The organism is Nocardioides mesophilus, assembly GCF_014395785.1.
In the GTDB taxonomy this organism is placed as follows: Bacteria; Actinomycetota; Actinomycetes; order Propionibacteriales; family Nocardioidaceae; genus Nocardioides_B; species Nocardioides_B mesophilus.
Window position 1 is genome coordinate 3,993,610 of the sequence record NZ_CP060713.1, and the last position, 18,701, is coordinate 4,012,310.

Annotated in this window: 21 protein-coding genes; 15 read left to right on the forward strand and 6 right to left on the reverse strand. The window is 73.0% G+C overall.

Going from position 1 to position 18,701, the window contains the following annotated elements:
* Positions 1–58: 58 nt before the first annotated feature.
* From H9L09_RS19040 to nusB, 11 genes are all read left to right on the forward strand, one after another.
* Positions 59–640, forward strand: a complete 582-nt coding sequence (locus H9L09_RS19040; RefSeq protein ID WP_187578374.1) for a 2-oxoacid:acceptor oxidoreductase family protein — start codon at positions 59–61, stop codon at positions 638–640.
* The gene (locus H9L09_RS19045; protein WP_187578375.1) at positions 633–1,892 is read left to right on the forward strand and encodes a transketolase C-terminal domain-containing protein; all 1,260 of its coding nucleotides are present in this window, start codon (positions 633–635) and stop codon (positions 1,890–1,892) included. The genes H9L09_RS19040 and H9L09_RS19045 overlap by 8 nt, the downstream gene beginning before the upstream one ends.
* Before the next feature lie 8 nt (positions 1,893–1,900).
* Positions 1,901–2,926: a thiamine pyrophosphate-dependent enzyme gene (locus tag H9L09_RS19050; RefSeq protein ID WP_187578376.1), complete on the forward strand. Its 1,026-nt coding sequence runs from the start codon at positions 1,901–1,903 to the stop codon at positions 2,924–2,926.
* Complete coding sequence (locus tag H9L09_RS19055; RefSeq protein ID WP_246456113.1) at positions 2,923–4,557, forward strand: NAD(P)-binding protein; 1,635 nt, start codon at positions 2,923–2,925, stop codon at positions 4,555–4,557. The genes H9L09_RS19050 and H9L09_RS19055 overlap by 4 nt, the downstream gene beginning before the upstream one ends.
* Positions 4,558–4,591: 34 nt before the next feature.
* A complete protein-coding gene (locus tag H9L09_RS19060; RefSeq protein ID WP_187578377.1) occupies positions 4,592–5,302 on the forward strand; it encodes a prepilin peptidase in 711 nt (236 codons plus the stop codon).
* A 34-nt stretch (positions 5,303–5,336) separates the two neighbouring features.
* Positions 5,337–6,515 (forward strand): chorismate synthase, encoded by a 1,179-nt coding sequence (aroC, locus tag H9L09_RS19065; RefSeq protein ID WP_187578378.1) that lies wholly within the window; start codon positions 5,337–5,339, stop codon positions 6,513–6,515.
* Complete coding sequence (locus H9L09_RS19070) at positions 6,512–7,039, forward strand: shikimate kinase (protein ID WP_246456114.1); 528 nt, start codon at positions 6,512–6,514, stop codon at positions 7,037–7,039. Before aroC ends, H9L09_RS19070 begins: the two co-directional genes overlap by 4 nt.
* Positions 7,036–8,151 (forward strand): 3-dehydroquinate synthase, encoded by a 1,116-nt coding sequence (gene aroB, locus H9L09_RS19075; protein ID WP_187578379.1) that lies wholly within the window; start codon positions 7,036–7,038, stop codon positions 8,149–8,151. Before H9L09_RS19070 ends, aroB begins: the two co-directional genes overlap by 4 nt.
* Positions 8,151–8,576 (forward strand): type II 3-dehydroquinate dehydratase, encoded by a 426-nt coding sequence (locus H9L09_RS19080; protein ID WP_187578380.1) that lies wholly within the window; start codon positions 8,151–8,153, stop codon positions 8,574–8,576. The genes aroB and H9L09_RS19080 overlap by 1 nt, the downstream gene beginning before the upstream one ends.
* Before the next feature lie 111 nt (positions 8,577–8,687).
* A complete protein-coding gene (gene efp, locus H9L09_RS19085; protein WP_187578381.1) occupies positions 8,688–9,251 on the forward strand; it encodes an elongation factor P in 564 nt (187 codons plus the stop codon).
* Entirely contained in the window at positions 9,251–9,661 is a 411-nt protein-coding gene (gene nusB / locus H9L09_RS19090) for a transcription antitermination factor NusB (RefSeq protein ID WP_187578382.1), read from the forward strand. Before efp ends, nusB begins: the two co-directional genes overlap by 1 nt.
* Before the next feature lie 28 nt (positions 9,662–9,689).
* Here nusB and H9L09_RS19095 read toward each other — a convergent pair whose 3' ends face one another.
* The 3 genes from H9L09_RS19095 to H9L09_RS19105 are packed head-to-tail and all read right to left on the reverse strand — an operon-like array spanning position 9,690 to position 11,812.
* The gene (locus tag H9L09_RS19095) at positions 9,690–10,433 is read right to left on the reverse strand and encodes a sulfotransferase-like domain-containing protein (RefSeq protein ID WP_246456115.1); all 744 of its coding nucleotides are present in this window, start codon (positions 10,431–10,433) and stop codon (positions 9,690–9,692) included.
* Positions 10,430–11,368: an aminotransferase class IV gene (locus H9L09_RS19100; protein ID WP_187578383.1), complete on the reverse strand. Its 939-nt coding sequence runs from the start codon at positions 11,366–11,368 to the stop codon at positions 10,430–10,432. Before H9L09_RS19100 ends, H9L09_RS19095 begins: the two co-directional genes overlap by 4 nt.
* Before the next feature lie 30 nt (positions 11,369–11,398).
* The gene (locus H9L09_RS19105; protein WP_187578384.1) at positions 11,399–11,812 is read right to left on the reverse strand and encodes a hypothetical protein; all 414 of its coding nucleotides are present in this window, start codon (positions 11,810–11,812) and stop codon (positions 11,399–11,401) included.
* Between the two features lie 49 nt (positions 11,813–11,861).
* On the opposite strand from H9L09_RS19105, the gene H9L09_RS19110 reads away from it, so the two are divergent.
* Positions 11,862–12,428 carry a 2'-5' RNA ligase family protein gene (locus H9L09_RS19110; RefSeq protein WP_187578385.1) on the forward strand — a complete coding sequence of 189 codons (567 nt, stop codon included), beginning with the start codon at positions 11,862–11,864 and terminating at the stop codon, positions 12,426–12,428.
* On the opposite strand, the gene H9L09_RS19115 is transcribed toward H9L09_RS19110, so the two are convergent.
* The gene (locus tag H9L09_RS19115) at positions 12,415–13,995 is read right to left on the reverse strand and encodes a hypothetical protein (RefSeq protein WP_187578386.1); all 1,581 of its coding nucleotides are present in this window, start codon (positions 13,993–13,995) and stop codon (positions 12,415–12,417) included. The genes H9L09_RS19110 and H9L09_RS19115 overlap by 14 nt on opposite strands.
* A gap of 131 nt (positions 13,996–14,126) precedes the next feature.
* Positions 14,127–15,302, reverse strand: a complete 1,176-nt coding sequence (locus H9L09_RS19120) for a VOC family protein (protein WP_187578387.1) — start codon at positions 15,300–15,302, stop codon at positions 14,127–14,129.
* 109 nt (positions 15,303–15,411) lie between these two features.
* On the opposite strand from H9L09_RS19120, the gene H9L09_RS19125 reads away from it, so the two are divergent.
* Both H9L09_RS19125 and H9L09_RS19130 read left to right on the forward strand, forming a co-directional pair.
* Positions 15,412–16,767, forward strand: coding sequence for a dihydrolipoyl dehydrogenase family protein (locus tag H9L09_RS19125; RefSeq protein ID WP_187578388.1), 1,356 nt, complete (start codon positions 15,412–15,414; stop codon positions 16,765–16,767).
* Positions 16,768–17,068: 301 nt separating this feature from the next.
* Entirely contained in the window at positions 17,069–17,413 is a 345-nt protein-coding gene (locus tag H9L09_RS19130; protein ID WP_187578389.1) for a GNAT family N-acetyltransferase, read from the forward strand.
* Here H9L09_RS19130 and H9L09_RS19135 read toward each other — a convergent pair.
* On the reverse strand, positions 17,410–18,054 hold the full coding sequence (locus H9L09_RS19135) for a TetR/AcrR family transcriptional regulator (RefSeq protein ID WP_223164120.1): 645 nt from the start codon (positions 18,052–18,054) through the stop codon (positions 17,410–17,412). The genes H9L09_RS19130 and H9L09_RS19135 overlap by 4 nt on opposite strands.
* A gap of 61 nt (positions 18,055–18,115) precedes the next feature.
* On the opposite strand from H9L09_RS19135, the gene H9L09_RS19140 reads away from it, so the two are divergent.
* Positions 18,116–18,613 (forward strand): cupin domain-containing protein, encoded by a 498-nt coding sequence (locus H9L09_RS19140; protein ID WP_187578391.1) that lies wholly within the window; start codon positions 18,116–18,118, stop codon positions 18,611–18,613.
* Positions 18,614–18,701: the final 88 nt, after the last annotated feature.

Genomic DNA, 18,701 nt, shown 5'->3' on the forward strand with positions numbered 1-18,701 from the left:
GCCCAACGGCCCTGATCAGCCCCGCCCTCGCCACCTAGCGTCCGGTGAGGGAGGGGAGATGTTCTCAGTGAGGATCCACGGTCGCGGCGGGCAGGGGGCCGTGACGGCTGCGGAGATGCTCTCGGTCGCCGCCTTCCGCGAGGGCCGGCACGCGCAGGCCTTCCCGACCTTCGGCTCCGAGCGCACCGGGGCTCCGGTCGTGGCGTTCTGCCGCATCGACGACCGCGCCATCCGGTTGCGCGAGCCGGTCGCCGACCCGGATGCGCTGGTGGTCGCCGACCCCACCCTGCTGCACCAGGTCGACCTCTTCGCCGGCTTCCGGCCGGGCGGCTACCTGCTGGTCAACACCTCACGCACGCTCGAGGAGCTCGGGCTGCTCGAGCTGGTCGGGGAGATGCGCCCCGAGCGGACGGCCACCGTCGCCGCCACCGAGCTGGCCCGCGAGCACCTCGGCCGGCCGCTGCCCAACGCGGCGCTGCTCGGGGGTTTCGCGGCGCTGACCGGCCAGGTGTCGCTCGTCGCGGTGGTGGCCGCGATCCAGGCGCAGTTCCCCGGCCGGGTCGGCGAGGCCAACGCGGAGGCCGCGCGCGCGGCGTACGACCGGGTCCAGGAGCAGCTGAGGAGCCACGCCGATGCTTGAGCAGATCGAAGGGTCGCAGGCCGTCGCCCGCACCGTCGGGCTGTGCCGCCCCGCGGTGATCGCCGCCTACCCCATCTCGCCGCAGACGCACATCGTGGAGAAGCTCTCCGACCTGGTCCGCACCCGTGAGCTGGAGCCGTGCGAGTACCTGATGGTGGAGTCGGAGTTCGGGGCGCTGTCGGCCTGCATCGGTGCCTCCGCCGCCGGTGCCCGGACCTACACCGCGACCTCCAGCCAGGGGTTGCTGTTCATGGCCGAGGCCCTGTTCAACGCCTCGGGCCTCGGGCTGCCGCTGGTGATGACGGTGGCGAACCGGGCCATCGGGGCGCCGATCAACATCTGGAACGACCACTCCGACGCGATGTCGATGCGCGACTCGGGGTGGGTCCAGCTCTACGCCGAGTCGAACCAGGAGGCCGTGGACCTGCACGTGCAGGCCTACCGCCTCGCCGAGTCGCTCTCGCTGCCGGTGATGGTCTGCATGGACGGCTTCGTGCTCACCCACGCCGTGGAGCAGGTGGACCTGCCGGGCCAGGACGAGGTCGACCGCTACCTGCCCGCGTTCGTGCCGCAGCAGATGCTGGACCCGGACGATCCCGTGACGATCGGGGCGATGGTCGGTCCGGAGGCGTTCACCGAGGTGAAGTACCTGATGCACGCCAAGCAGATGCAGGCCCTCGACGAGATCCCGCGGCTCGCCGCCGAGTTCGCCGAGCAGTTCGGACGGTCCTCCGGCGGGCTGCTGAGCGCCTACCGCCTCGACGACGCCGACACCGTCGTGGTGGCCCTCGGCTCGATGCTCGGCACCCTCGAGGACGTCGTGGACAGCCTGCGCGACGAGGGCGTCTCGGTCGGCGTGCTCGGGGTGAAGTGCTTCCGGCCCTGGCCGCGCGACGAGATCCGGGAGGCGCTGAGCCACGCGAGGCGGGTGGTCGTGGTGGAGAAGGCCTTCGCGGTCGGCGCCGGCGGCATCGTCGGGCAGAACCTCCGGCTGGCCCTGCAGGACCTGCCCGTCGAGGTGTACGACGTCGTCGCCGGCCTGGGCGGCCGGGCGGTGACCCGGGCCTCGCTGCGCCGGCTGCTCGACGTCCTCCTCGCCGGCGGCCTCGACCCCTACGAGCTGCACTTCCTCGACCTCGACACCGCGCTGGTCCAGCGCGAGCTCGAACGGTCACGGCACCGGGTCCGGCCCGGCCCGCACGCGGAGAACATGCTCCGCGACCTCGGCGTCGTCGGCTCCGGGCCCCTGTAGGAGGAGAGATGGCGTTCCAGGAGATCAAGCTCTACCAGGTCGGCACCTTCGTCGCCGGCAACCGGCTGCTCGACCCGGAGCAACGCTCGGTGCAGGCCCGGATGGGGCGCTCGAACTCGCTCACCTCGGGCCACCGCGCCTGCCAGGGCTGCGGTGAGGCGCTCGGCGCCCGCTACGTGCTCGACGCGGCGATGCGGGCCACCGACGGCAAGATGATCGCGGCCAACTCCACCGGCTGCCTCGAGGTGTTCTCCACGCCGTACCCCGAGTCCTCGTGGCAGGTGCCGTGGCTGCACTCGCTGTTCGGCAACGGGCCCGCGGTCGCCTCGGGGATGGCGGCCGCGCTGAAGGCGCAGGGCCGGGAGGACATCCGGGTGGTGGCCCAGGCGGGCGACGGCGGCACCGTCGACATCGGCTTCGGCACCCTGTCGGGGATGTTCGAGCGCAACGACGACGTGCTGTTCGTCTGCTACGACAACCAGGGCTACATGAACACCGGTGTGCAGCGCTCCGGGGCGACACCGCCGGCCGCCCGGACCGCCAACACCAAGCCTGTCGGCGGCACCACCGGCAACGTCTTCGGCCAGGGCAAGAACCTCCCGCAGATCGCGATGGCCCACGAGATCCCCTACGTCGCCACCGCGACGGTCGCGGAGCTGCGCGACCTCGAGCACAAGGTGGAGCGGGCGATGGAGTTCCGCGGGGCGCGCTACCTGCACGTCTACGTGCCCTGCCCGCTGGGCTGGGGAGCGGCGCCCGCGGACACGATCCGGCTGGCCCGGCTGGTGAAGGAGACCGGCATCTTCCCGGTGTTCGAGGCCGAGCACGGGGTCGTCACCGAGGTCTCCCGGATCCGGCACCAGGTGCCGGTCGAGGACTACCTGCGGCCGCAGCGCCGCTACGCGCACCTGTTCGGCGACCCGCCGCGACGCGACCTCATCGACCGCATCCAGGCGGGCGCGGACCGCAACATCGCCCGGTTCGGGCTGCTCGACGACCCGGACACCTCCGACCTCCCGGGAGCCCGGCCATGACCATGGAGAAGCCGTTCGCGATCACCCTCGACATCGGCTCCAGCAAGGCCAACAAGACCGGCTCCTGGCGCACCGAGCGGGCCGTCTACACGAACCGGATGCCGCCGTGCAACGACGCCTGCCCGGCGGGGGAGAACATCCAGTCCTGGCTCTACGAGGGCGAGGAGGGCGGCGCCGGCTACGAGCGGGCCTGGCGCAAGATCATGGCGGACAACCCGTTCCCCGCGATCATGGGCCGGGTCTGCTACCACCCGTGCGAGTCGGCCTGCAACCGCGGCCAGCTCGACGAGGCGGTCGGCATCAACTCCGTCGAGCGGTTCCTCGGCGACGAGGCGATCCGCAGGGGGTGGACAGTCTCGGTGGAGGCCCCGCCGACCGGCAAGCGGGTCCTCGTCGTGGGCGCGGGACCCTCCGGCCTCTCCGCGGCGTACCACCTCGCGCTGCGCGGGCACACCGTCACCGTCAAGGAGGCCGGTCCCAAGGCCGGCGGGATGATGCGCTTCGGCATCCCGAAGTACCGCCTGCCCCGCGACGTCCTCGACGCCGAGGTGCAGCGGATCCTCGACCTCGGCGTCACGCTGGAGCTGGACGCCGCGGTCAGCGACCTCGACGCCTTGCGCGGCGATTACGACGCGGTGTTCCTGGCGGTCGGCGCGCAGATCGGCAGGCGGGCCTACCTGCCGGCCGGGTCGGCCGCGCACGTGCTCGACGCGGTGAGCATGCTGCACGACCTCGAGGAGGGCGAGACCCCGCTGCTGGGCCGCCGGGTCGCGGTGTACGGCGGCGGCAACACCGCGCTGGACGCGGCCCGGACCGCCAAGCGGCTCGGCGCGTCCGAGGCCGTGGTCGTCTACCGGCGCACCCAGGACCGGATGCCCGCCCACGAGACCGAGCTCGCCGAGGCCGAGGACGAGGGCGTGCTGTTCAAGTGGCTGACCACGGTGAAGCAGGTGGAGGCGGGCCGGCTGGTCGTGGAGCGGATGGAGCTGGACGAGACCGGCTTCCCGCAGCCGACCGGTGAGCTCGAGGAGCTCGCGGCGGACTCGCTGGTGCTGGCACTCGGGCAGGAGACCGACCTCTCGCTGCTCCAGAACGTGCCCGGGCTGGACGTCGAGGACGGCGTGGTGGCGGTGGACGCGACGATGATGACCGGCTGCCCCGGCGTCTTCGCCGGCGGGGACATGGTGCCCTTCGAGCGGTCGGTCACCGTGGCGGTCGGGCACGGGAAGCGGGCGGCCCGGCACATCGACGGCTGGCTCTCCGGGGCGGCGCCGGAGCCTGCCGTCCGACCGGCCCTGGCGACGTACGACACCCTGAACACCTGGTACTACGCCGACGCACCGCGGGTGCACCGCCCGATGCTGGAGCAGGCGCGCCGCGCGTCGACCTTCGACGAGGTGGTGCAGGGGCTCGACGAGAGCAACGCGCTGTACGAGGCGCGGCGGTGCATGTCGTGCGGCAACTGCTTCAGCTGTGACAACTGCTACGGGGTGTGCCCGGACAACGCGGTGATCAAGCTCGGGCAGCCGGGGGAGAAGTACCTCATCGACCTCGACTACTGCAAGGGCTGCGGGCTCTGCGTCGCGGAGTGCCCCTCCGGCGCGATCCAGATGTTCCCCGAGGAGATCTGAGCCGGCGGCCACCCGATGGCCTAGGGTCGCGGGCGTGACCTGGCACCTCGACGCGGCGATCGCCTGCGCCCTCTACGGACTGCTCGTGGGCCGGCTGGTGCCGACGCTCATCGCCTGGGTCCCCGAGCCGGAGGCCGATCCCGACGCCGATCCGGCCGAGGAGCCCAAGGAGCTCTACGCCGACATCGCCCGGCAGCGTGGCCTGCGGACCCGGGCGTCGCTGGCCACCGCGGTGGTCGCCGGGCTGCTCGGGGCGGCGGTGGGCTGGTCGACGGCGCTGATGTTCCTGCTCTACCTCGCCCCGGTCGGCGTGGCGCTCGCCGTGATCGACTGGCGGACCCGGCTGCTTCCCACCAAGCTGATCGCGCCGTCGTACGCCGTGGTGGTCGCCCTGGTGCTGGTGGCCGGCCTGGCCGCGGGGGACCTGCACGCCGTGGTCACCGCGGGCTGGGGCTGGCTGATCGCCGGCGGCAGCTTCTTCGTGCTGTGGTTCGTCTACCCGCGGGGGATGGGCTACGGCGACGTGCGGCTCTCCGGGGTGCTCGGCCTCGCGCTGGGCTACCTGGGCTGGAGCGAGCTCGCCGTCGGGGTGTACGCCGGCTTCCTCCTCGGCGCGGTCGGCGGGCTGCTGCTCTCGCTGCTGAGGATCGTGGACCGCAAGGCCTATCCCTTCGGGCCGTTCATGCTCGTCGGCGCGGTGGTCGGCGTGCTGCTCGGGCCCGGTGTCGCTGCGTGGTACGCCTGAAGGACGCGTGGGGGCTGCGTGACAGACTGCCCGCATGCTGCGTTGGCTCACTGCGGGCGAGTCCCACGGCCCTGCCCTGGTCGCGATCCTGGAAGGTCTGCCGGCCCACGTGTCGGTGACCTCCGACGACATCGGCGACGCCCTCGCCCGGCGCCGGCTCGGCTACGGCCGGGGCGCCCGGATGAAGTTCGAGCGCGACGAGGTCGAGGTGATCGGCGGGCTGCGGCACGGCCGCACCCTGGGCAGCCCGGTGGCGATCCGGATCGGCAACAGCGAGTGGCCCAAGTGGGACAAGGTGATGTCCGCCGACCCCGTGGACCCGGTCGAGCTCGAGGCGTTGGCCCGCAACGCCGCGCTCACCCGGCCGCGGCCCGGGCACGCGGACCTGGTGGGCATGCAGAAGTACGCCTTCGACGAGGCCCGGCCGATCCTGGAGCGGGCCTCGGCGCGGGAGACCGCCGCCCGGGTCGCGCTCGGTGCGGTGGCCACCGCGTTCCTGCGCCAGGTGGTCGGCGCCGAGGTCGTCTCGCACGTGGTCGGGCTCGGCCAGGTCGCGGCCCCGGCCGGGTCGGTGCCGCTGGCCACCGACGTGCCCTACCTCGACGAGGACCCGGTGCGCTGCCTGGACCCGGACACCAGCGCGGCCATGGTCGCCGCGATCGACCAGGCCCACAAGGACGGCGACACCCTCGGCGGCGTCGTGGAGGTGGTGGTGCACGGGCTGCCGCCGGGGCTGGGCTCGCACGTGCACTGGGACCGGCGCCTCGACGCGCGGCTCGCGGGGGCGTTGATGGGCATCCAGGCCATCAAGGGCGTCGAGGTGGGCGACGGCTTCGCGCTGGCCGCGGACCCCGGCTCGCTGGCCCACGACGAGATCGTCAGCACCGACGAGGGCATCCGCCGGACCTCGGGACGCTCCGGCGGCACCGAGGGCGGGATGTCCACCGGCGAGATCCTGCGGGTGCGAGCGGCGATGAAGCCGATCGCCACGGTGCCGCGGGCGCTGCGCACCATCGACGTCGCCACCGGCGAGGCGGCGGTGGCGCACCACCAGCGCTCCGACGTGTGCGCGGTGCCGGCCGCGGGGATCGTCGCCGAGGCGATGGTGGCGCTGGTGCTGGCCGACGTGCTGCTGGAGAAGTTCGGCGGGGACTCGGTCGCGGAGACCCGGCGCAACGTCGAGAGCTACCTCGACACGCTGAGGTTCTCGTGAGCCCACGGGTGGTGCTGGTCGGCCCGATGGGGGCCGGAAAGACGACGGTCGCGCAGCTGCTGGCCGCCCGGTGGGGGCTGCCCGTGCGGGACACCGACCAGGACATCGAGGCCGCCGAGCGGCGTGAGATCTCGGAGATCTTCGTCGACGACGGCGAGGACCACTTCCGGGAGCTCGAGCGGGCGGCCGTGGCCGCGGCGCTGGCCGAGCACGACGGGGTGCTGGCGCTCGGCGGCGGCGCCGTGCTCGATCCCGGGACCCGCGAGCTGCTCGCCGGGCACCGGGTGGTCTTCCTGCACGTCGGGCTCTCCGACGCGGTGAAGCGGGTCGGGCTCGGCGTCGGGAGGCCGCTGCTGCTCGGCAACGTGCGCAGCCGCGTGAAGGCGCTGCTCGACGAGCGGCAGCCGCTGTACTCCTCGGTGGCGAGCGCGACGGTGGAGACCGACGGCCGCACGCCCGAGGAGGTGGCCGAGGAGGTGGCACGCGCGGTGGAGACCAGCCAGACGAGGGAGACGGGGACATGACCGACCAGACCGTGCTCAGGGTGAACGGGCCGACGCCGTACGACGTGGTGGTGGGAACCGGCCTGCTGGGCGAGCTGCCGACGATGCTCGGCGAGGGGGTGCAGCGGGTCGCGGTGATCCACCCCCGGGCGCTCGCCGCCACCGGAGAGGCGATCCGGGAGGACCTGGCCGCCCACGGCTACGAGGCCCACGGCATCGAGATCCCCGACGGCGAGGAGGCCAAGCTGGCTCCGGTGGCGTCGTTCTGCTGGCAGGTGCTCGGGCAGACCGGCTTCACCCGCTCCGACGCGGTGGTCACGGTCGGCGGCGGCTCGACCACCGACATGGGCGGGTTCGTGGCCGCCACCTGGCTGCGCGGCGTCAAGGTGGTGCACATGCCGACCACGCTGCTGGCGATGGTGGACGCGGCCGTCGGCGGCAAGACCGGCATGAACACCACCGAGGGCAAGAACCTGGTCGGCGCCTTCCACGAGCCGGCGGGCGTGCTCTGCGACCTGGCCGCCCTGGAGACGCTGCCGCGCAACGAGCTGATCAGCGGGCTCGCCGAGGTGATCAAGTGCGGGTTCATCGCCGACCCGGCGATCCTCGACCTGGTCGAGCGGGACCCGATCGCGGCGGTCGCCCCCGGCTCGGCGGTGCTGCGCGAGCTCATCGAGCGGGCGATCCGGGTCAAGGCCGAGGTGGTCGCCGGCGACCTGCGCGAGACCGCGGGCGCCGCCGGGACGCTCGGCGGCCACCCGGGGCGCGAGGCCCTGAACTACGGCCACACCCTCGGGCACGCGATCGAGAAGGCGGAGCGCTACAACTTCCGGCACGGTGCCGCGGTCGCCATCGGCATGACGTACGTCGCCGAGCTGGCCCGGCTCGCCGGCCGGCTGGACGAGGCCACGGCGGACCGGCACCGGTCGGTGCTGCAGCTGGTCGGGCTGCCGACGTCGTACCGCGGTGCCGACTGGGCGCAGCTGCACGAGTCGATGAAGGTCGACAAGAAGTCACGGGGGGACAACCTGCGCTTCGTGGTCCTCGAGGGGCTGGCCCGGCCGACCGTGCTCACCGCCCCGGACCCGGCGCTGCTGACCGCGGCGTTCGCCGAGATCACCCGGGAGGCCTGATGCGGGTCCTGGTGCTCAACGGGCCGAACCTCGGCCGGCTCGGCCGTCGGCAGCCGGAGATCTACGGCACCACCACGCACGACGAGCTGGTCGCCCTGTGCGAGGAGTGGGGTCGCGAGCTCGGCCTGGAGGTGGAGGTCCGGCAGACCAACCACGAGGGCGCGCTGCTGGACTGGCTCAACGCCGCCGCCGACGAGCGGACCCCGGTGGTGCTCAACGCCGGGGCGTGGTCGCACTACTCCTACGCGCTCTTCGACGCCTGCGCCCAGCTCGAGGCGCCGCTGGTCGAGGTGCACCTCTCCGACCCCTCGCAGCGGCCCGAGGTGTTCCGGCACCACTCGGTCGTCAGCGAGCACGCCGAGCGGGTCATCGCCGGCCACGGCGTCCGCGGCTACCGGATGGCGCTCGGGCACCTGGCCGGCTGATTTCTCCAGGGTTCCCGCCGCTGGCTAGACTGGGCCGCTGTGCCGCTCGGCGGCACGCTCCCGGCTGCCGCCGGCCGACCACCGCCTCCACAGCAAGGGCTACGACTGCACATGGCAACGACCAACGACCTCAAGAACGGCATGGTGCTCAACCTCGACGGCCAGCTCTGGTCGGTCATCTGGTTCCAGCACCACAAGCCCGGCAAGGGCGGCGCGGTCGTGCGGACCAAGCTGAAGAACATCGAGTCGGGCAAGACCGTCGACAAGACCTTCAACGCCGACGTCAAGGTCGAGGTGGCCAACGTCGACAAGCGGACGATGCAGTACCTCTACAACGACGGCACCAGCTACATCTTCATGGACACCTCGACCTACGACCAGCTCGAGGTCAGCCCCGAGATCGTGGGCGACGCGCAGAACTTCCTCCTGGAGAACCAGGACGCGATCGTGGCCACCAACGAGGGCCGGGTGCTCTACATCGAGCTGCCCGCCTCGGTCGAGCTCACCGTGGAGTACACCGAGCCCGGCCTCCAGGGCGACCGGTCCACCGGCGGCACCAAGCCGGCCCGGCTCGAGACCGGCCACGAGATCGCGGTCCCGCTGTTCATCACCACGGGCGAGAAGATCAAGGTCGACACCCGCGACAGCAGCTACTTGGGCCGTGTCAGCTCCTGATGGCAGCCCGATCCAAGGCTCGTAAGCGCGCGCTCGACATCCTGTTCGAGTGCGAGGTGCGGGGCACCTCGCTGGCCACCACGCTCGACGAGCGGGTGATCGCCGGGGAGCCGCCGGTCAACGAGTACACCGTGCGGCTGATCCGCGGCATGGTCGAGCACCAGGCCCGCATCGACGAGCTGCTCTCCACCTACGCCCAGGGCTGGTCGCTGGACCGGATGCCGGCGGTGGACCGCAACGTGCTGCGCCTCGCGGTGCTCGAGGTGCTCTACATCGACGACGTCCCGGACCCGGTGGCGGTCAGCGAGGCCATGAACCTGGTGCGCGACCTGTCCACCGACGAGTCGCCGGCGTACGTCAACGGCATCCTGGGCAGCATCCTGCGCGACAAGCCGGCGCTCTCGGCCTGACCCGGCTGCCCCGTGGACCGGCAGCCGGTCAGGGTTGCAGGCGTCGGGCGTGCAGCAGCTCGTACGCCGGCCGGCAGGCCTGCGCCACGGCGGCGTCGTGCGCCGAGAGCTCGACCTGCCGCGGCCGCCACGGCTCGAACCCGGTGGAGGACAGGACCGCGGCGTACCAGTGCGGCGCCCACACCCCGTCGCTGGCGCGCGGGCCGGCGGGCCAGGAGAGCATCGCGTCGGTGAACCCGATGCCGAGCCAGGCGCACAGCCAGCGCAGGTGCGCCTCGGGGGAGCGCAGGAAGTCCGCGGCGTCGATGACCGGCGGCTCGACGCCGTGGGCGGACCAGAACTGCCAGAGGCGGAGCTGCTGGAGCAGCCCGATGTCGTCGGGCTCGCACGCCTCGCGGGAGCGGACGTAGGAGGCGACGACCTCGGCGGGATCGCGGACCAGCAGCACGTTGCGGAACGCGAGCGTCCACGACAGGTCCTCCTCGGACACGTGGTGGCTCATGTGCTTGGCGTAGTGGACCGTGCGACCTGCCGGGAGGGGAGCGGCCAGCGCGGCGACGGCGGCGGCCTCCTCGGTCGGCTGCGAGGCCAGCACCTCCGCGCGGCCCGGGTGGTCGATGCCGGTGCGGGCGAGGTAGGCGGCGTACAACGGCTCGTCGACGACCACCGTGTCGGGCCGGTTCTCCCAGGAGCGCATCATCGCGGTCGAGATGTTGCGCGGTCCCGACCACATCGCGACCCGGACCGGCGAGGAGCCCGGCGGCGTGCTCACGGCGCGGTCCGGGAGGCGACGTCGCGCCGCACCAGGTCGACGTACAGCTGCTGCAGCCGCTCGACTACCGGCCCGCGGGCGCCGCTGCCGATCGTGCGGCCGTCGATGGTCCGCACCGGGACCACCCCGGCGAAGGTGCCGGTCACGAAGGCCTCCCGGGCGCTGTAGACGTCGGTGAGGCTGAACGTGGTCTCCCGGGCGGTGATGCCGGCCTCGCGGCACACCTGCAGGACGTTGCCGCGGGTGATCCCGGCCAGGCAGAACCGGCCGTCGGAGGTCCACACCTGCGGCTCGTCCTCGGTGCCGGTGACGATGAAGAAGTGGGTGCTGTTGCAGGTCGCGACGAAACCCTGCGGGTCCAGCATCAGCGCCTCGTCGGCTCCGGCGGTGTAGGCCTGGATGCACGCGGTGATGTCGTTGAGCTTGCTGTGGGCGTTCAGCTTCGGGTCCAGGGTGTCGGGGGTGGCCCGCCGGACGTGGGTGGTGAACAGCGTGATCCCTTCGGTCACGGTCCGCGGCATCACCTCCTTGTGCTCGGCGATCACCACGACGGTGGCGGGACCGATCGTGACCCGCGGGTCCTGGTACGGCGTCCGCTTCAGGCCGCGGGTGACCATCAGCCGGATGTGCACGCCGTCGGTCATACCGTTGGCCCGCAACGTCGCGTAGAGCGCGGCGGTGAGCTCGTCCCGGGAGAGGCCGATGTCGAGCATGATCGCCTTCGCGCCCTCGAAGAGCCGGTCGAGGTGCTGATCGAGGAACGCCGGGTGGCCGCCGCTGACCCGCAGCCCCTCCCAGACGCCGTCCCCGAGGACGAATCCGGAGTCGAACACCGACACCACGGCCTGCTGTCGCGCGCGCAGCTCGCCGTTGACCCAGATCAGGATGTCGTCGTTGCGGGGGTCGTCCTCGAAGTCGTGCGTTCCGTGCGCCATGCCGGTCACCCTAGGAGATCCGGGTGCCGCTCAGGCGACCCCAGCGTCGGTGATGTGCCACAGGCCGTCGCCGGCCCGGTGCAGGTAGTAGCCCCACAGTCCGTCTTCGACGGTGCCGTCGCCACCCTCGAAGTCGGCGGTGAACAGCACGTGCGCGCTCGCTCCGTGGGTCTCGGTCTCCTTCATCCGGACCCGGTGGGCCTGCATCGGCCGGCTGAAGCGGCCGAGCGTGGAACCGTCGCGGTCGTCGATCGCGTTGGCGGTGTCGAAGTCGCGGACGTCGACCGCCTCGAGGTAGGCGGCGACCACCTGCTCCGGGGTCGCGTCCGGACCGGGGACGGCGACCTGTCCGCGCGGCGCCGCCCAGACCAGCACGAGCGCGCCCAGCAGGCCGGCGGCGGCGACCACCGCGGTGAGCCGGCGTCGCGTGCGTGTCCCCTTCACGATGCAGAGTGTGCCGCACGCCGCCGCCGCGACGAGGGAGGATGTCGCGGTGAACACCGCAGCAGAAGCGTGCCGCGCGAGGCCCGAGCCCACGCTGACGGGCGTCATCGTCCCGGTCGGTCCGGCCGAGGCCGTCGTGGCCGAGCACCGCCTCCGCTTCGACGTCGCCGCGTCCTGGGGAGTGCCGGCACACGTCACGGTGCTGTTCCCGTTCGTCCCGCCGTCGCAGGTGGACGACGACGTCGTCGCCCGGCTGGCAGCGGTGTTCGCCGCGGCGGCGCCCTTCGACTGCCGGTTCGACAGGTGTGCGTGGTTCGGCGAGGACGTGCTGTGGCTGGCACCGGAGCCGGACCAGGCGTTCCGCGACCTCACCGCGGCTGTCGTCGAGCAGTTCCCCGACCACCCGCCGTACGGCGGCGTGTTCGACGACGTCGTCCCGCACCTGACCGTGGGCGAATCCAGGAGGGGCACGGCGGGCGAGCTGCGGACCGTCGAGGTCGAGGTCAGCCGCAAGCTGCCCGTGACCGCCCGCATCGGGCACGCCCTGCTGATCGCCGGCACGGACGGGCCGGGCTCGTGGCACACGGTGGCCAGGCTGCCGCTCAGCGCTGGCTGACCAGCCGGGCGAGTGCCTCCTCGACGACGGAGCCGGTCGGGGCAGGAGTCTGCAGCTCCGCGGGCTCGTCGGTGCCGAGGAAGTGGGTGCCGCGGGCGTCCACCCGGACCCAGTACCCGTGCGGCGTGCGCCAGTAGTAGACGCCGGGCCGGGGATGTCGGTGCACCCAGCCGCGCCCGTGGGTCTTGATCCGGTGGTGCAGCCGCAGCAGCCGTCCGAGGTTGGCGACCTCTGTCTGCCCCGGTGGTCCTCCGGTGTCCGGTGGCAGGTACGGCACCGAGTGGTCGTGGTCGGCGCGGCGGGACAGGGACGGGGTGTAGGGGAACGCCGTCGCCGGCGACCGCAGCCGGAGCCGCTCGCGCATCCGGGCCGGGACCTCGTAGCCGTCGACCGGGTGGTCCTCGGCAAGGTCGACCACGGGCTTGACGGTGACGTGGGCGTGCCGGAGGAACTCCACCACCTGCTCGGGGGTGATCGCGCCGACGTCCTCCATCCGGGCCACCCCCTCGCGGCGGCCTCGGAGGGCGGCGAGGAAGGACTCCTGCGACAGGTGGAGGTAGAGCACCGCGCCGGGCAGCAGCTTGCCGGGGTCGATCTTGGCGGCCTTCAGGAACGCCAGCGGGTCGCCGGTCGTCGGCGTCGTCGACGGGGCCGGCCCGGAGGGCGGGTCCTGTGCGGTTGGGGTGGGGGAGCCCGTGTCGTCGCCAGGGTCGGGGTCGGTGTCGTGGTCGGTGTCCTGCTGGGCCGGCGGCTCGACGTGATCGAGCGGTTGGTCGGCGGCATGGCGGGTCAGCAGCGCGAGCGCGCCCGCAGGGTTCGCGAGGATGCCCAGCGCCTTCGACCGGCGGGCACCCACCGGGTCCTGGTCGCCGTCGGCCTGCAGACAGTCTGCGATCCGGTCCAGCATGGCCACCAGCCAGATCGCGTCGCCGGCGGTGGCCTTGGCGATGATCGTGCGCAACCCGAACTCGTTGCTGGCGCCGGTGCTGACGAACCGCTCCGCGGCCGCAGCCCGCCGGCGCGCCTCGGCCGCATCGGGATCGACCTCAAGGATCTTCGCCTCCAGCAGCGCCAACGCACGGGCCCAGGGCAGCGAGGGAAGGTAGGGCGTGGTCTGGGTGTCGACCCAGGCGGCCTGCTCCGCGGAGAGGTCGGCGGAGCGGGTCAGCCGGGCCACCTTGCGGGCCTGCCAGACCGGCACCATGCCGGCGAGCACCGCGTCCCACAGCAACGGTGAGCGGCACCGCACATCGGCCACGTCGGCGATCCAGGTCGCGGCGCCGGCGGTGGAGGTCCGCAGCAGCACCCCGAGCTCGGCGGCGGCGAACTCCGCCACCAGCGGCGTCCCCGGACCACCCGAGCGGCGGAACCTCTCGGCACCGGGCACCAGCGAGTCCGCCAGCCTGGACCGCACCGTGTCGGCGTCGTCGGGCGCGCCGTTCAGCTCCGCCCAGCGCCAGACCAGCAGGAACTGCTCGAGCTCGGCATCCAGGATCCGGGCGCGCGAGGCGGCCAGCGCGTCGGCGCACTGCTGCGCCGTGCCGATCTCCTCGCCCGGTCCGTCCATGACCTCAGACTCCCATCAGCCACCGACACAATTTCGCGGCGGCGCTGCTCGCCGCGCAGAGCCGTCAGCGGCGTCGCCCTCGACGATGAACACCTCCCACTCGGCCGGGTTGAGCGGTTCAGGCCGCGGGTTCACGCCCCGCCGATGATCACCAGCTCGTTGCCTTCGGGGTCGGCGACCCGCCAGCGGTCCGTCGACTCGTCGAGCTGCCGGCCACCGGCCGCGAGCGCCGTGGCGAGGCGCGTCTGCGCGAGGTCCGGAGGCACCACGAGCTCGAAGTGGATGCGGTTGCGCTGCCGGCGCCGCTCCGTGTCCGATGCGTCGAGCTCCTGGAACACCAGCACCGGGTTCAGCCGCCGGGGGTCGTGGATGTCGGTGACCCCGGTCCGTCGGCCAGGGGTGTATCCGAGCGCGGCGACCCAGAACGCCCGGACCGCGGCGACGTCGGCGGCGTCGAGGAACAGCTGAGCGAAGCGCGGCAGCCCCGGATCCGCGGTGGCCCCGAGTGCGCGGGCGGCGGCCTGGAGGTCTGCGGCGAGGTCGATGAAGTCGAGCTCGAGGCCGTGGGCGTCCTCCTCCCACTGGTCCTTGGCGCTGTCGATGACCACCAGCCCGGGGCGCAGGTCGACCAGCAGCGGGAAGCCCGCGTCGTGGGCCAGCGCCGCTGCTGCGGTGGCCAGGTCGTGCTGCTGCGCCGGCGAGGTGGTGCGGTAGCACACCATCGCGCTGAACACCGCCTGCCAGTCTGCTGTCTCGCTCCTCTCACCGAGCGCCGCGCCCGGAACCAGGTCGACCTCGTTGCCGTCGGGGTCGGTGTGGCAGACCCCGTACGGTCCCGATGCCTCACCGAGACCGGCCTGCTCCACCGCCTCGGCCGGCCGCACCACGTCGAGGTGGATGCGGTTGCGCAGCGCCCGGGGCTCGCTCGACGCAGCGATCCGTATCGCGGGGTCGCGCTGCAACGGATCCGCGAGGCCGCCGTCCTCCGCAGGCGCGTAGTCGAGCACGCGCTGCCAGAACCGCCTCACCCCGGTGAGGTCCGCGGACTCGAGCACGACGCTCAGGTTCTGCGTCACGGCAGGATTCGCGTCCAGCCCGAGATCTTGAGCTGCCACCGACACCGCCTCGGCATGCCGGTCTGCGTCGAGACGCACGCGCACGCCCGTGGCTCGCAGGTCGACGACGATCCAGGGCGACAGCTCCCCGATGCGCCCGGCCAGCGCGGCCCCCTCGATCAGCGACGGCGCGTCGAACCATGCCGTCGCAACGCCGTCCACCACCCGCCAGTCCGTTCCGGTCCGTGTCATACCCGGGACTGTAGAGCCGATCCCCGGAGCGATCGGGTGATCGATCCCGGGCGGTGCCCTCCCGGGCCGCTGATGACGCCGGCGTGCCGGGGGTGGCAGGGTGAGGCCCATGAGCGAGCGTGAGGTGGATGTCGTGGTCGTGGGCCTCGGACCCGGGGGTGAGGCGTTGGCGACCCGCCTCGCCCAGGGCGGCCTCGAGGTGGTCGGCGTCGACCGCCGGCTCGTCGGAGGCGAGTGCCCCTACTACGGCTGCATCCCGAGCAAGATGATGCTGCACGCCGCCGGGCTGGTGGCGACCGCCCGCCGGGTCGACGGCCACGCGGGCCACGCCACGGTGGCCCCGGACTGGTCGCCGGTGCACGCCCGGATCCGGGACGAGGCGACCACGGACTGGAACGACCAGGTCGCGGTCGACCGGCTCGAGAAGGCCGGTGTCACCTTCGTGCGCGGCGACGCCCGGCTCAGCGGCCCGCGCCGGGTCGAGGTGGACGGCACGACGTACGTCGCCCGGGCGGGTGTGGTTCTCAACACCGGCACGCAACCGTCGGCGCCGCCGATCGACGGGCTGGCCGGCACGCCGTACTGGACCAACCGTGAAGCGGTGCAGGCCGAGACCGCGCCGGCGTCGCTGGTCGTCATCGGCGGCGGCGCGATCGGAGCCGAGATGGCGCAGGCGTTCGCCCGGTTCGGCACCGAGGTGACCGTGCTGGAGGCCGGTCCCCGGATCCTGGGGCCCGAGGAGCCGGAGGCGAGCGCGGCGCTGGCCGAGGTGTTCGAGGCCGAGGGCATCACGGTGCTGACCGGCGTCTCCGTCGACCGGGTGTCCCACTCCGACGACCGGTTCACGGTGGAGGTGGGGGAGCGTACGGTGCACGCCGAGCGGCTGCTGGTCGCGGCCGGCCGCCGGCCCAACCTCTCGGGACTCGGTCTGGAGACGGTCGGTCTGCACGACGACGCGAGGTCGGTCGACGTCGACGACCGGATGCGCGCCGGCGACGGGCTCTGGGCGATCGGCGACATCACCGGCAAGGGCGCGTTCACGCACATGTCGATGTACCAGTCCGCGATCGCGGCGCGCGACATCCTCGGCGAGGACGGGCCGGCCGCGGCGTACCACGCGGTCCCGCACGTCACCTTCACCGATCCCGAGGTCGGCGCCGTCGGCATGACCGAGCAGCAGGCCCGCGAGGCGGGGCTGAACGTCCAGATCGGCCACAGCGACCTCGGCGCGTCCACGCGCGGCTGGATCGCCGGTGCGCAGGGGCTGGTCAAGCTGATCGCCGACGCGGACCGGGGCGTGCTGGTCGGCGCGACGGTCGTCGGGCCGAGCGGCGGCGAGGTGCTCTCGATGCTGGTGACCGCGGTGCACGCCCGGGTGCCGGTGGAGACGCTGCGCTCGATGATCTACGCCTACCCGACCTTCCACCGGGCCGTCGAGGTCGCTGTCGAGGACCTGCAGGGGTGACCCACCCCTACTGGCCGATGTTCGACCTCCGGCTGACCACTGCGGACCTGGTGCTGCGGCACCTCACCGAGGCCGACCTGCCCCGGCTCAGCCGGCTGCTGCCCGAGGACGTCGAGCTGAATCCAGGCTCGCCGGTCGTCGCCGGTCTCGACGCGGTCACGAACCGCGGCGTCGTGGTCCACCAGGACTACTGGCGCCCCGCGGCTCCTGGCGCCCGGAGTCGTGGGTCCTCTCCTTCGGCGTCTTCCTCGACGGTGAGCTGGTCGGCAGCCAGGGCCTGGAGGGCGACGACTTCCCGCGGTTGCGGACCGTCGACTCGTCCTCGTTCCTGGTGGCCGGTGCCCGCGGTCGAGGTCTGGGCAAGCAGATGCGGGCGGCGGTGCTCGCCCTGGCCTTCGGCCCGCTGGAGGCGCGGTTCGCGATCACCTCGGCGTGGACCGACAACCACGCCTCGCTGGGGGTCTCCCGCGCCCTGGGGTACGCCGACAACGGGGTCACCGCCCACGCCCGCGGGGAGTCCGCGGGCGAGATGGCGCACCTGCGGCTGGCCCGGGCGACCTGGCTGAAGGGCCCCTGGCCGGAACGGGTGCGCATCACCGGCGTCGAGCCGTGCCTGCCGTTCTTCGGCCTCGGGCCGGGGGACTAGGGCTCCAGCAGCGTTCGGTTCCACAGCTCGGTCAGCAGGTCCGCGTAGTGCGCCGGCGTCACGCCCCGGGAGCGGAGCAGCAGGAAGTACTGCCAGGAGTTGGTGCTCCACACCAGCGTCACCGCGTCCTCCTCGGCCAGGGCGGCGCGCAGCGAGCCGGTCGCGCGGAGGTCGGCGACGAACTCGGCCATGTTCGCGGCCCGGCGGGCGTCGATCCGGTCCCGCACCTCCGCGCAGTCCGCGTCCCCGGCCGCGGCCTGGTCGAGCGCCTGGAAGAGCGGCGCCACGCGCGGCATCAGCGCGGCGAGAGCATCGGCGTACACCCGGATCTTGGCCTCGGCGGTCGCGGCTTCGCGGATCGCCCGCACGTAGCCGCGCTCGCGGGCGGGGACGGGCTCGCCACCGCCGGCGAGCTCGACGTCGATGACGGCGATGAGCAGGTCCGGCTTGCGGCCGACGCCGGCGTACACGGTGTCCACGGAGACCCCGGCGCGCCGTGCGATGTCGGCGACCGTGGTGGCGGCGAAGCCCAGGTCGGTGAAGAGCTCGCGCGCGGCGGCCAGCACGTCGGCGCGGGTGACCTGGGCCCGGGCGCGCCGGCGCGTGGAGTCGTAGCGACGGACCTTGACCGGCTCTGGCACGCGCCCTACCGTAGCAGTATTCATCCGAAGGTGTTTCGGATGAATCAGGGAGGTGGGCGGCATGACCGACGAGCAGGCAGTCGTGTTCCACCAGGCCGGCACCGGCCCTGGCACCTGGGCGATGGGCTCGCTGTTCGAGCACCTCGTCGGCCCGGCGGCCACCGGCGGCAGGCTCGGTGTCTCGCTGGTGGTGCAGCCACCCGGAATCGCCACGCCGCTGCACCGGCACACCCGCGAGTCCGAGGCGTTCTTCGTGCTCGAGGGCCGGATCGAGTACCGCGCCGGCGAGGAGACCTACGAGCTCACCGCCGGTTCGTTCCTGCACCTCCCGGCGGGGATCCCGCACGCGTTCCGGATCCGCGGCGACGCCCCGGCACGGTTCCTCGGGCTGACCGTGCCCGGCGGGCTGATGGGTCTCTACGACGAGGTCGGGATCCCGGCCCGGGAGATGCGGCTGCCCGGCGACGACGGGCTGCCGATGGCCGAGGAGATCGCCCGGTGGAACGAGGTCGGATCGCGCTACGGCCTCGAGGTGGTCGGGCCCCCGATCCCCGCCTGAGGGCCGCGTCCCAGCAGTCAGGACGGCACCGGTCCGGTTCGTCGCGGCCACGGCCGCACTGGTAACCTCTGCATCGTTCGACATCCTT